General features: G+C 31.4%; 14 protein-coding genes. 1 reads left to right on the plus strand and 13 read right to left on the minus strand.

The genetic code is table 11. The features are described from left to right. Positions 1 to 30: 30 nt before the first annotated feature. From RT412_RS16075 to RT412_RS16100, 6 genes are all read right to left on the minus strand, one after another. Positions 31 to 1,185 carry an ABC transporter permease gene (locus tag RT412_RS16075; RefSeq protein ID WP_313413328.1) on the minus strand — a complete coding sequence of 385 codons (1,155 nt, stop codon included), beginning with the start codon at positions 1,183 to 1,185 and terminating at the stop codon, positions 31 to 33. Between the two features lie 50 nt (positions 1,186 to 1,235). After that, positions 1,236 to 1,934 carry an ABC transporter ATP-binding protein gene (locus tag RT412_RS16080; RefSeq protein ID WP_313341466.1) on the minus strand — a complete coding sequence of 233 codons (699 nt, stop codon included), beginning with the start codon at positions 1,932 to 1,934 and terminating at the stop codon, positions 1,236 to 1,238. A 9-nt stretch (positions 1,935 to 1,943) separates the two neighbouring features. Next, positions 1,944 to 3,176, minus strand: coding sequence for an efflux RND transporter periplasmic adaptor subunit (locus RT412_RS16085; protein ID WP_313341469.1), 1,233 nt, complete (start codon positions 3,174 to 3,176; stop codon positions 1,944 to 1,946). A 289-nt stretch (positions 3,177 to 3,465) separates the two neighbouring features. Beyond that, positions 3,466 to 4,248 (minus strand): EcsC family protein, encoded by a 783-nt coding sequence (locus RT412_RS16090; protein ID WP_313341472.1) that lies wholly within the window; start codon positions 4,246 to 4,248, stop codon positions 3,466 to 3,468. Positions 4,249 to 4,265: 17 nt separating this feature from the next. Next, positions 4,266 to 4,625 (minus strand): VOC family protein, encoded by a 360-nt coding sequence (locus tag RT412_RS16095; RefSeq protein ID WP_313341475.1) that lies wholly within the window; start codon positions 4,623 to 4,625, stop codon positions 4,266 to 4,268. A 214-nt stretch (positions 4,626 to 4,839) separates the two neighbouring features. Next, positions 4,840 to 6,045 (minus strand): MFS transporter, encoded by a 1,206-nt coding sequence (locus tag RT412_RS16100; RefSeq protein WP_313341477.1) that lies wholly within the window; start codon positions 6,043 to 6,045, stop codon positions 4,840 to 4,842. Between the two features lie 162 nt (positions 6,046 to 6,207). Between RT412_RS16100 and RT412_RS16105 the strand changes: the two genes are divergently transcribed. Then, on the plus strand, positions 6,208 to 6,831 hold the full coding sequence (locus tag RT412_RS16105; protein ID WP_313341479.1) for an SIMPL domain-containing protein: 624 nt from the start codon (positions 6,208 to 6,210) through the stop codon (positions 6,829 to 6,831). A 19-nt stretch (positions 6,832 to 6,850) separates the two neighbouring features. Here RT412_RS16105 and RT412_RS16110 read toward each other — a convergent pair whose 3' ends face one another. From RT412_RS16110 to RT412_RS16140, 7 genes are all read right to left on the minus strand, one after another. After that, positions 6,851 to 7,513 carry a hypothetical protein gene (locus tag RT412_RS16110; RefSeq protein ID WP_313341481.1) on the minus strand — a complete coding sequence of 221 codons (663 nt, stop codon included), beginning with the start codon at positions 7,511 to 7,513 and terminating at the stop codon, positions 6,851 to 6,853. A gap of 124 nt (positions 7,514 to 7,637) precedes the next feature. Further along, on the minus strand, positions 7,638 to 9,011 hold the full coding sequence (locus RT412_RS16115; RefSeq protein ID WP_313341483.1) for a DUF4179 domain-containing protein: 1,374 nt from the start codon (positions 9,009 to 9,011) through the stop codon (positions 7,638 to 7,640). Between the two features lie 16 nt (positions 9,012 to 9,027). Then, entirely contained in the window at positions 9,028 to 9,504 is a 477-nt protein-coding gene (locus RT412_RS16120; RefSeq protein WP_313341486.1) for a sigma-70 family RNA polymerase sigma factor, read from the minus strand. A 186-nt stretch (positions 9,505 to 9,690) separates the two neighbouring features. Next, positions 9,691 to 10,545 carry a metallophosphoesterase gene (locus RT412_RS16125; protein ID WP_313413330.1) on the minus strand — a complete coding sequence of 285 codons (855 nt, stop codon included), beginning with the start codon at positions 10,543 to 10,545 and terminating at the stop codon, positions 9,691 to 9,693. Between the two features lie 39 nt (positions 10,546 to 10,584). Next, on the minus strand, positions 10,585 to 11,322 hold the full coding sequence (locus RT412_RS16130; RefSeq protein ID WP_313341492.1) for a hypothetical protein: 738 nt from the start codon (positions 11,320 to 11,322) through the stop codon (positions 10,585 to 10,587). A 211-nt stretch (positions 11,323 to 11,533) separates the two neighbouring features. Beyond that, positions 11,534 to 12,748, minus strand: coding sequence for an MFS transporter (locus RT412_RS16135; RefSeq protein ID WP_313341495.1), 1,215 nt, complete (start codon positions 12,746 to 12,748; stop codon positions 11,534 to 11,536). A gap of 2 nt (positions 12,749 to 12,750) precedes the next feature. Next, positions 12,751 to 13,341 (minus strand): helix-turn-helix domain-containing protein, encoded by a 591-nt coding sequence (locus RT412_RS16140; protein ID WP_313341498.1) that lies wholly within the window; start codon positions 13,339 to 13,341, stop codon positions 12,751 to 12,753. Between the last annotated feature and the right edge of the window lie 128 nt (positions 13,342 to 13,469).

The raw sequence follows: 13,469 nt of genomic DNA on the forward strand, positions 1-13,469 counted from the left end.
ACCTCTGTATTATTTTATTTCTAAAGTATATTATTCATATCTTAAAGCGTCAATAGGATCTGCTTTTGCAGCTTTCTTCGCAGGGTAATACCCAAAGAATACTCCTATAATCATAGAAAAAGCTACTGCGATAATTATGGAAAGCGGATTAACAACTATTGGCAATGATATTACGGAACCGCCCAACATTACCAATCCGATTCCTGACATCGTTCCGACTATTCCTCCTATTGCAGAAAGTGTTGCAGATTCTATGAGGAACTGAAACAAAACATCCTTAGTCCTCGCTCCAAGCGCTTTTTTTATACCGATTTCTCTCGTTCTCTCAGTAACTGAAACAAGCATAATATTCATAATTCCTATACCCCCTACCAACAGTGATATTGCCGCAATGCAAGCTACTGCTATAGACATACCGCCAACAATTCCATTAAGAGTTGCCTGATCCTCTTCCACTGTATAAAATCTATAATTATCAATTTCTCTGTTTTTCAATTTTGCAACATAAGATATTATCTCATTTCCTACTGTGCTAACAGAGTAATTATCGGCAATGAATACATCAAGCTGGTAAAATCCGTAATTTTGAGGAAAAGCCATTGTATATGGCACATAACTGTCTTCATACATCTTTTGTCCTTGTAAAAGAGATAAAACGGGCGATTGATCGTTTTTATAAACCCCTATTACCAACAAATCTTCCATATTATTCTCAATTTTTACTCTGATAGTTTTTCCTACAGCATTTTCTCTATTAAATATTTTCAAGGCAGCATTTTGTTCTAAAACTATTACCTTACTCTTTCTATTCACATCGCTTTCATTAATCATTCTTCCGTAAAGCATTTCTATGTGCTGAACCTTATCAAATCCGCTGTCAATGCATTCCATCTGAAGTTTCACTGTATTTTTATTGACCACTACATCGCTTCTCAAGCCTTCCGTAGGACATAAGTAATTAATTTTATCTCCAAATCTGTCTTTTAATAATTCTATATCTTCAATAAAGAAAAAATCCGTTGAACGAAAATCTTCTATATTATAAATATACATATAAGCTCTGTTCTTTCCGATATCTTTATAGATATCATCCATGACACCTTTCATACTGTCACCGATTGATACAATTGCAATAACGGAGCTTATGCCTATGATTATTCCCAACATTGTAAGAAGAGAACGCATTTTATTTGATAAAATTGATTGAAAGGCAATTTTAATATTCTCAAACCAAATTATTTCAAAACACCTTCTTTCTGACTATCTTCTATTATTGCACCATCTCTAAAAACAATTACCCTGTCAGCGTATTTTGCGATTTCAGGTTCATGTGTAACTAAAATTACACTGGTGCCATCAGTATTTAATGATTTAAATATTTCCATAATATCTTCCGACGATTGGGTATCTAAGTTACCTGTAGGCTCATCTGCTAAAATTATCGGGGGATTATTGGCTAAAGCCCTTGCTATTGCAACTCTTTGTTTCTGTCCGCCTGACAATTCATTTGGGAGATGATCGATTCTCTCCTTAAGCCCCACCCTCTCCAAAAGTTCCAAACTTCGTTGTTTTCGTTTATTTGATTTTACCTTAGCATAAATCATAGGTAGTTCAACATTTCTTAAAATATTAGTGCGCGGGATAAGATTAAATGCTTGAAATACAAAGCCGATTTTCTTGTTTCTTATCAATGATAAATCATCCTGTCCCTGTTTGCTTATTTCTATTCCATCCAATATGTATTCGCCGGATGTAGGTCTGTCTAAACATCCTATTATATTCATTAATGTGGATTTGCCGGAGCCGGATTGTCCCATAATCGCTATAAATTCACCATGCTCTATTTCTAAGTTTATATTTTTCAATGCATGAACTTCAACAGAACCATTTTTATAAACTTTATTTAAATTCTTTATTGATATCATTTTACTCATAGAGTTCCCCTATTCTGTCTCTTTTTGAGGAGTTACAGTCATACCATCTGTTAAATTTAAGCTTGGATTAATAACAATATCAATGCCTTCAGTAAGTTCTGTACCATTTATTACAGTTTCTAAATCAGTTTCTAAACCGGTTTCTACGATTACGGATTTTAAAGTATTATCTTCATTTAATACAAGTAGTTTAGACTGATTGTTTTCATCCTGAAGCAATGCTCCTGATGGAACGACAAATACATTTTCGGCTCTGTCAACCTTGATTTTTGCAGAAGCAATAACTCCCGCTATTAAACTGTCGGGTTTTTCGGTAATATCTATAACCACAGGTATTATTCTCTCCATTGTGTTATTGTCCTTTTGCTCAGCAGTTGGTGATATTCTTGCAACAACCCCTTTGGCAATACCGTCTTTTAAAACATCAGAGTATATTTCGACTTCCTGACCTATATGTACTTTTCCTATGTCATATTCGCTTATTGATACCTTCATCTGCAGCTTATTTAAGTTTTCAACTACAAACATAGCTTTTTCATTTTCGGTATCCTTTGCATATCTTCCTATATTTACATTTACCCTTGTTACTGTTCCATCTATAGGACTTTTAATTAGAATTTTTTCTAAATCCTTCTTTTTCTTTTCTAATTCTTGCTTTTGAATTTCTAAACGTTTTAGCTCAGCCGAAGACAGGACAATTTTACCATCAACTGAATTAAAGCCTTCTAAGCTTTTTTTTGCTTCGTTCAAGCTGTTTTCTATTTTATCAAAGCTTTCCTGTGTAATAATTTCATTATCTAATAATTCCTTGTTTACATTGTAGCTGTCTTCAAGCTCTCTTATTTTAAGTAATGCTTTATCATATTCTATCTGCATGGTTTTAAGCTTATCCTGCAATTCTAATTGAGCTAAATCAATTTGGCTCTCTTCTAATATAATCTGTTCTTTTAATTCTTCACTGTCTAACTCAGCTAAAACTTGATCCTTATAAACAACGTCTCCTTCCTTTACTTTTATGTCTATTATTTCATAATTTAACGGAGAAACAACATCCGCTTTTTCAATACCTTCCAATGGCGCTTTTACAGATATTATCTGTTCTATTGTTTTTTTCTCTAAAGATACAGAATTTACAAAGACTTCAGCAGCTCCTTTATTTTTATTTAGAGCAATTATAATAGGAACAGCTAAAATTACAATAAATAAAAATATAAACCTTTTCTTTTTAAAAATTTTTTTCATTTCCATCTCCTAAAAATAAAATTCAAATTAATATTATCATAATAATTCAATAAATGCCATATGTCTGACTTACACTTTATCATCTAAACTTACATTTAAGTAAGGTTAGATTGATGACAAAGTTCATACTGCAAGACGCCGGAAGACGGCAACCGCAGCAGCGTATTCAGAAATACATGAGGACATATTATACCTTATTATAACACCATTTTATATTAACCGTGTATTATAAAAAACTTAAATTTCCATTAAAAAGCATAAAAACAAAGCAAGGATGACGACCTTGCTTTCAACTTCTGTTATGAAGATATCTTTTCTTATATTTAACTGAAGCGTATTCGCTGATTTTATTGATTATTTTATAATTTGTTATACTTCCTAAAATTCCGACAACCGGAATACCCTGTATGAATTTTGAGGTAAGCATTGATTCAGATATTATTCTTGCTGTATATATTATTTCTCTGTCCAAATCATAAATAATGTTTATATGATTATCAATTTTATCTGCTAATTTATCAACCTTTAAATTATATTTTTTCTGAGCTTCACCTGAAGAAAGTGCGCCCTTAATTATATTTAACACATAGACTTTTTCTTCTTCCATTTCATACAAAAATCCATAGCTCAGAGATATTTCATAAATTGTTTTTAATATCATAGCCGTAAACAATGGTATATCAGGCAAGCCTATACCCAAAAATCCTAATCCGGCACCTTCGATGGTTGATATTGAAGTATTTAACAGCTTGCTTTTCTGAGCATGCTTATCTATTTTTTTGATAGTTTTTTTGTCAGGCTTATTTGTTACATGATAATCATTTACATTGTGATTCAGCTGAATTTTGTTTTTATTATATAGTTTCTCTATATATTTAGTTCCCTTTTCAAAAACAATCTTAAAGCTTTTGTAAAAAGCCGTATCAAGAGTATCTTTTAATGACTCCGGAACCTTTGATTCAACTTTATCAACTAAAGGTTCTAATTTTTCTTCGATGATACCTTGCTTTCTATTTAAGATTTTTTGTTCCTTTTTAGCTAATTTATTTAAATGCTTTTTTATTATATCCATTAACAATCTCCGTCATTTTATGATTGTTCGGCAAATTGCACCTTGTAGCCGTTAGGATCTAAAAATATAAAGTATTTTATATGTGGATTTGGTTGTAACGGTCCTGTAATTACTTCATATCCTTTTTCTTTCACCATATTTAAAGCCGCGTCCAAGGATTCAACCTTAAATCCCATTGATACGCCGTTACCCGGATTAAAGTTTTGGAATTTTTCACTGCATATTAATTCTAATTTAGTGTCTCCTTCACCTAAAAAAGAAATTTCCATAGGTCCGGCATTAAATCTATCCGATAGCTTAAGTCCCACTACTTCCTGATAAAACTTTAATGACTCCTCCATATTTTTTACATGAATTGTAGTCCACAAAAACTTCATAATTCTCCTCCTATAATTTAGTATCCTCTTCCAAATTTTCATTTGGAAAATTTGACTCAGACCCTATTGTCTCATTATCAAAAATAAACCAACCTTTAATATAGAATTATTTTTTATATTTTTCACTGACTGAAACCCTCCGATTAATACATATATTTATTTTATCATATATTCAGAGAATTTACAGTAAAACTTTGAAATCAGATTTTATTACTTATTTTCCTGCTTCTAAAAGGATTTTATTTCTTGAGAAAAATACGGTTAAAATGACTAACAATGCTCCTGTTCCTATCATCAGCCATTCAATTCTTACGAAATCAGACACAGGACCGAAAATCAACATTCCAAAAGGCATCATAATACTTGTAATCATACTTAATATGCTGAATACTCTTCCCAAATAATCGCTCTCTACCTTTTCCTGTAAAAGCACTATGGCAGGAGTATTAAGGATAGGCATTACAACCCCGAATATACCCATTACAAAAATATAAGGCCAAAAACTTGGAATTACACCAAACAAAATAGTACAAATACTCATAACATAGCATGATAAAGCCATGGTGTTAATTTTATTTTTGAAACCTCCCCATGATGCCATAAATATTCCGCCTGCCATCATTCCTACAGAAAATACTACCTCAAGTGCAGTTAACCTCCAAACGTCATCCCCGAAGCTTCTTGCAACCTGCAAGGGTGTTAAAAATGCAGGAGGTGCCAATAAAACATAAAAAACTGCTAAATAAGCAAAATATACTTTGAGAAATACATGTTCCTTTAAATATCTTAAGCCGTCATATATATCCTTAATATGACTTGTTTCCTGTTTTTCCAGAGCTCTTGAATGAGGCGGAACCCTTAGAAATAATACCATAATCATAACTGCAATTGCAGCCGTAATCACATCTATAAAAAATATTATCTCTAAGCTTGTTACTGACAATAGTGCACCGCTGACCATAGGAGACAGTAATGTTACCATTGATTGAACACTTCCATTCGTAGCATTGACCTTCGTAAGCTTTTCCTCCGGAACTATTTGAGGAATAAATGCATTAACGGCAGGTGTTTGTACTCCTGATCCAAGCGCTCTGACTGCAGATGCAACAAATAAAAGCCAGATAAAATCATATCCTGAATAAAATAACATAGCTAATATGAAAGTTGTTATTGCAATAAAAGAATCTGCTATAACTATTAAATTCTTTCTATTATAACGGTCTGCCCATACGCCGGCAAAAGGAGACAGTAGAAACATCGGAAGAAAACCACATATTATTGAAATTGTCATCATAAATCCCGATTGTGTCTTTAAAGTAATATGCCACATAATTGCGTATTGTACTAATGAAGTTCCAAACAAAGAGATTGTTTGACTTGCCAAAAACAATACTATATTTTTCTTCCAGTTATTATTCATAAAACCTCCAAGCGATAGGAGCCATACTCCAATTTAATTCTTATTCTTATTCTTATCTAATATAATATATATATTAATTTCATGCAATATTTTTCTGTTGATGTTTCAGCATTTGTAAATCAGCATATAATAAGAAAGAAATAAATTGAAAGGGGCTTATAAATGGTTAAACGTTATAATGATAATAATGTACATAACAAAACGATGACACTTACCGGTCAAGGGCAAGTAACGGCAGTTCCGGATATCGCCGTAATTCGCTTAGGAGTACAGACAACAGGAGAAAACATAACAGACATACAAACAGATAATGCAAGAGTGACACAATCCATAATTCAAGCTTTGCAGCGTATGGGAGTGAACAATATAAAAACATATCAATATGCAATCGATAGATTATATGATTATGAAAACGGAAGACAAATCGACAGGGGATTTTCAGTAAGAAATATACTTGAAATCAGAACGAACAATCTGGATATGGCAGGAAGCATTATTGATACCGCGGTTAACTTAGGTGCAAATGTTGTAGATTTAATATCCTTTGACGTTTCCAACAGAGAGTATTATTATCAGCAGGCATTAAATGCAGCAGTAAGGAATGCAATTCAGAAATCAAAATCAATAGCCATGAATTTAAATATTTCATCTGAACCAATTCCTGTAAACATTGTAGAAAACATTATTATGCCAATACAACCTTTCAGATATGAGCTTGCTGTGACACCTATAATGCCCGGAAGCATGCTTATAGAAGCAAGCGTGACAGTAGATTTCGAATATTAATAAAGCTTAGGGTAATATCCTAAGCTTTAACAATATTCGCAACCAATATTTCGTCTATTTTATCTCTATCCTCAGCGTTTATCCTTAGCTTTTTATCTACGTTTAAATCATAAAGCTTTGGCAGATTAACAGTTAAATCGTAATACGCTTTATTTTCCTTTTCGTGCAGCTCTCCCCAGTCAAAGCCTAAAATACCATCCCATTTATGCAATGTACTGTTTATAAATATCCCGTCTTCATAAATTATATTTTGCTTAAATCCAACGTAAAAATAAAATATTGAAAATGAAATCATAAAAACGGCAAGAAACACATGCTGGGGTATGTCCATTAAGTATTGAACAGTTACTAAAAGCTGCCCTACCATATTATTATTCAGGAAATATTCCCTTAAGCTATTGATATATGCATCATCGAATATTTGAAAAAAGCTGTCAATATATTTACCTTTAAACGGTACATACGATTTCGATATGGCTCCATAAAGAATATAAATCATTAATATAGACAAAATCAAGAACGATACTGCAAACAAAATATTCATGTTAATGTTAACTTTAAAATTTAATCTGATAAGCTCCATACCTTTTCTTCGTTTTTCTTTTAATCTTATACTGTAAATTAAATAAAAAACGAAGACGATTACTATAACCGAAAGACTTAAATAAATAATTGAGTACATTGTTACACCTCCTCAATAAAATGGTTCTGCCTTCCCAACAATTAAAATATTAATTACTTATATTATAATATTTTTTACAAAATTATACAACAGATATTCCGACGAATAATGTCTTCGAAAGCTATTAATTACTTACAGGCAGGTTAATCCTGATTGGCTTATCCAAAAGTATTTTAGGAGTTAATGTCCTTCTTAAAATAACCTTGCCGTCTTCCGGGTATTTTACGGTAATTAATGTTTCCATCTGAGAATTATATGATGAAGTACCTTCGCCGTCTAATCTGTAAGCATTTCCGGCTGCATCCTTATATTCAGAACTAAACATTCCAAAATTGTCATCATCTAATATTTCGGTTGAAAAAACTAAAGTAGCATAGCCAGATTTTTTAATAACCTGTTTTAATATCATTCCTTCGATATTTGGCGTTATCGTTTTATTGTCTATGTCAACAGTTATATACTCTTCGTTCTTATTTAAAAGACGTACACCATTTATTAGCAGCTCCTGCTTTTTAGGTTTATCAAAATAATTAGATTCAATATATACGCTCATCTTGTTATTCTCAATATCGTAGGTCGCACTGAATCCATTGCCGTTCCCTTTTAAAAGCTTATAGTCATCCTGAAGCACTTCTAATTCAAGACCCTTTATTATACCCGAATTATCAACAGGAAAAGAAAAGTTTACTTCCGTTCCCGTAGGATACACCTTCATATTTTTTACAATTATTTTTTGACCGAAAATTGTATGAGTTTCATTAATTTCATAAATTATAGGCTCTGCAAAATCTTCCAGCTCTATATGAAAACTGTATGTTCCTATAGTTTCTATAGTTGAATTTGTTTTATTGTAAGGAGTTTCTGATATATGTGCTTCATATGAACCCAACATATTTTCAATCTTTACTTCTACTTCAATGTCTAATGATTTAGGCAGCTTATCCTCCTCAAAATGATAATCCTGCATGATAAAACCATAGTTGTTTTTTTCATCAGGTGAAAGTCCGCTTGTTGAATATCCATATCCGTCAACTTTTTCTCCTGTTTCACTGTTTTTCATATTCTTCAGGAAAATATTAACCCATTGATTTGATTGCCGCTTGAATTCGTCGGGCATATGAAAAAATAAAATTAATTTCTTCTCGTCAGCTATAACATAAGGTAAAAACAGTCTGTTGCTTCCGTCCCAGGCAACAAGATTTATCTCCTGAACATATTCATTTTCTATTGCCTTACTTAAGCTTTTATCAAGCTTAACATATTCCGCAAGCTTACCTATAACAGGAAGTTCGGCTACAGCATTGGCAAAAGCTATATTAGTATTAATCAATATAATAAATAATATTGATGCAGCAATGGCAGATAAAGAGCTTACAACAGTTCTCTTTTTTCTTTTTTCTTTCATTATGCGACTTTTAAATCTTGCTTCTACTCCGGAAAGCTCCTCCGGATATTTAAATGATTCTTGTATCATATTATCCCATCTATTATTATCCATTATAAGTTACTCCTTCCTACTCTGAAATCTCAACTTTCAAGATTTCTAAAGCCTTTCTTGTACGTGTGGACACGGTACCTTCCGGTATCTCCAAAATTTCCGCAGTTTCTGATATGGTATATCCCCCAAAATATCTCAGTACGACTATCTTTCTTAAATCCTCAGGTAGATTATTTACCGCATATCTCAAATACATTGAATCCTCATCAGAAATGTATGATTTCTCCGGAAGAATCTCCGTATTTAATTCACGTTTACCGTTTCTGATAATTTTAAGACATTCATTAATCAAAATTCTGGTAACCCATGTTTTAAGATACTTATGTTCTCTCAAATCATAGATATGTACATATCCCTGATACACTGCCTCATCAACTGCATCCAATGACTTAATTTCATCACGAAGATAACCATATGCAACTCTATAGAGCATTTCTTTATTTTGTGTTATAAAAGAAATGTAATTTTCTTTGTCAATTTCTTTTTTAAGCATTGCATATTACCTTCCTTTCTATCAATTAGAGTAAGTAACCCGGATTTTTCATTTAATAAAATGAAAAAATTTTTACATAATTTTATATCAAATTACTACATTTAAAAAAGGGCTTTACATAAAACCCTTTATTTTAATATTTTTTATATATTTCTCCACGTGGAGCAATTTATTATTTATAATGAATCAATGCTTTATTGCTTCCCTATTTAATGTAACTACAATCAATTCCGGGCGATTGAAAATTCGAAGCGGAAAAATGCTGTTTCCCAGCCCTCTGCTGACAATCATAGTTGTATGACCTTCTGTAATCATTCCTTCCGAATATTTCGGAAAAAATCCTTGATTAGGTGCAAGCAGACCACCTAAAAAAGGAATTCTTATTTGCCCGCCGTGAGCATGACCGCTGAAAATTAAATCAACATTCATTTTTTTGTATACATCATACAGCTCCGGTCTATGGGAGAGAAGAATATTGAAATCAGTTTCTGTATTCTCATATAATTTATTAATGTTGTTTTCTGCATATATTCTGTTTATGTTTTTAAGATTATCGCCTTCGATATACAACGAAGCAGGATCTGCCAATCCCATAAGCCCAATATTTTCACCATCATGATTTAAAGTTATATAAGCATTATCTAAAATGTGTACACCAAGCTTTACAAGATTTTCCTTTAATTCATCATATGATGCTGACAGCTGTTCATGATTTCCGGATACATAATATACGGGAGCGATTTTTACTATTTGACTTATGAAATCTACAGCTGTATCAACTCTTGTACGACGCCTGTCAATTAAATCCCCTGTGATTACTATTATATCAGGATTAATATCTTTAGTTTTCTTATATAAACTTCCATGAAAATTCTTGTTGTGTAAATCTGAAATATGTAAAATTTTAAAGCCATTAAAATTTGTGAACAGCTTTGAATTTTTATATTCATATTTAGATATGACTACAGAATTGTTTTGCCATATAAAAAAAATTATCATGGCAAATATAAAAATTATAATAAATAAATAGTTGTTTTTCATATATTGTTATTTTTAACTCCCAAATATTTTACATTAATTTTATGTATCAAATTCTATATAATACAATACATTTTCATCAGCATCATACAATGCCAAAGTAAAATTAAAAGAATGCCTGTTAAATAAATCCGTATCATCATAATTATTAATACTTTTACTGTGTCTGTCGATAAAAAGCCAGTAACCATTTTCTATGTGTGGAATTTTAAACTCATCTGCCAAATTATATATATACTCTATATTATCTCTCATTCCACCATACATTATCAAGCTGAGATTTTCGGATAGTGGCAGCGACTTCCAGCTATTCTTAATTTCAAGTATGGCTTTTTCTGTTCCTTTTCCATCAAGCTTAATTTTAGCATATGTACCTCCGTCACCATGAAAGCCGCCGTGAGAATCCTCATACTCTATGGTTGAATCTGCAGGCATTTCTATTCTCAAGGATTTTGAAATTTGTGTGTTAACAGACTCCGATGAATAACACGATACTGACATTATAAAAATCATTAATAATATAATAATTAAGACAGCATATTTAAGATACTTGTTAACATGTTTAAAACTAATTGCTGTTAGGATTAACCCTGCTAAGAAGAGTCCCGCATATAAATATAATTGCACCGGTCCGCTTCCAAAACTATTAAACGGAAAACTTCCATTTATAATCCATATATAACGTTCATAGCTGCCATGGATAAACTGATATAGTATAACCGGACTGATTACAAAAATTACCCCAATACAAAATGTAAAATATGCAATAAGTTTTCTCAAAATTTACCCCCTTAATAAACTCAAAGTCTTATATAAGCATAATACAATAATTATCGTTTGTCAATTATAATTTATCGTTTTACAATAAAGATATAGCTATGGTATATGGTTATGAACTGTTGACGGCATTTATTTATATTATCTTTTGAGAAGAGCCAATTTTATCATGATGCCACTGGCTGCTACCAGTAAGGAATTTATAATTTAAATGCTAAGCATTTTCTTTTGTTTGTTCTAACAATAATTTTTTATAAATAATTATTACTGAAATGAGAATTATTACAGCAGCTATAATCCAAATATTTGGAATAGTAGAATAATTTATAATGAAGCTGTTAACAAAAGAACCTAAAAGCATTCCAATTTGTACTATCAACGAATTTACAGATAAAATAGACGCCCTCGCTGAATTTGGTATTTCACTGTTTAGAATAACATTCTCAGGTATGTTAGCCATTCCGAAAAATAAATATATTAATGAATAAAACAAAATAAATAAAATCATATTTGTCTGTAATGCTGTTATTATTAAAATAATAGCAAGAATAACTCTAAGAACTAAGTAAATTTTTTTTGGATTATACTTGCTAAGTATTTTACATGAAATAATATTTCCCGCCATAGCTGAAGCTAAATACAAAAATGCTATGACACCAAGAAAGACCATTGCACTATCATCTGGCATCAAAGAAATAAAATGTGGCTGCCAATATGTCTCCAAAGAGCTAAAGAAAAAACCCGTTGAAAACACAGAAATAAATATGCATATTATGTTTTTACTTTTGATAACTACATTTGAACTGTTTTTTATTTGCTGTTTTAAAGTAATATGTTCTTTAACACTATTCGCACCTGTTTCCTTTATAAAAACAACTGCAAGCACCACAATTAAAACAGTTAATATTAATCTGACAATTAAGTTTAAATCATAAGTTCCTGTTAATATTAAATGCTTTCTTGATATTTCCGGAAGAGCTCCTCCTGTCAGAGCTCCGGATGATAATCCAATAGCATCCAAGACACTTAAACGTGTTGTAACTACATGCAGCTTATCCTTACCAAATTCATTAATATATGAGTCAATGAACAAAGCCTCAAACGATCCAGAAGAAATAGCTCTGTTTAATCCATAAATTAACATTCCTATGCACAAAATTATAAACCCATCTCCTAAAAGAATAACCACAGAAAATAATAATGACATAATCAGTGATAAACAAAAAGTTTTTTTCCTTCCGATTAAATCAGCCATTATTCCTGTTGGCAATTCTAATATTATTACTGTAAAAGAATATATTCCTATTAATATAGAAATTCTGCTCAGTGTAGACCCTTTATCTATTAACAATAAGCTTAAAACAGGTAAAAGAAGTCCTGTAATATATGAATTAAGTAATACTATAAGAGAATATACTTTTACTCTCATACCTAATCCCTACCTTTATCATCGTTTAAATCAGCTCTGTATGCAATTAAAGCATATTCATATGGATGTGAATTATCGTATGCTTTTGAATGCTTTTTTATAAAATCATCAATAATATCAAACAGTTCATTAGCTTCTTCAGTAGATAGATGCACCACTCCAGCCAATTGGTCAGCAAATTTATTTCCTTTTCTATATTCTTCTGCTAATAACTGTCTCTTTTCATTTATCAGTTCTTTATAACCATTATACGTCTTACTTAATATACTTCTTGCCAATACATCACGCTCTGATGATAAATCATCATTTATATCCTGGCCTATGCTAACAGTTTTTTCAGATAATCTAAGATACTTCGCTGTTATGCCGTTAATAATCTCGTTATGATCAAATTCTACTATTCCTACCTGTTGCAGTTGCTTAATGTGGTGCTGTGCCGAAGAAGGCGAAATATTTAACTTATCTGCTAAATGTTTAGACGTAACAGGCTTACCTTCTCTACTCATTATTTTTATTATTTTTTGTCTTATGGGAGACATAAGTATTTTCAGTTCTTTATCAGTTTTGAGTATAATATAATCATTATTTTCCATCTAAACCTCCATAGTTAATCGTTACATTTATTATAACATAACAATTTATATATCGTCAATATGATTGTTCAAAATAATCATGACCACCGGCTGAGCCGGTGGTTTGCTCTTGCCCTATAAGGGCATGG

It is taken from the genome of Sedimentibacter sp., assembly GCF_032080165.1.
Taxonomy (GTDB): Bacteria; Bacillota; Clostridia; order Tissierellales; family Sedimentibacteraceae; genus Sedimentibacter.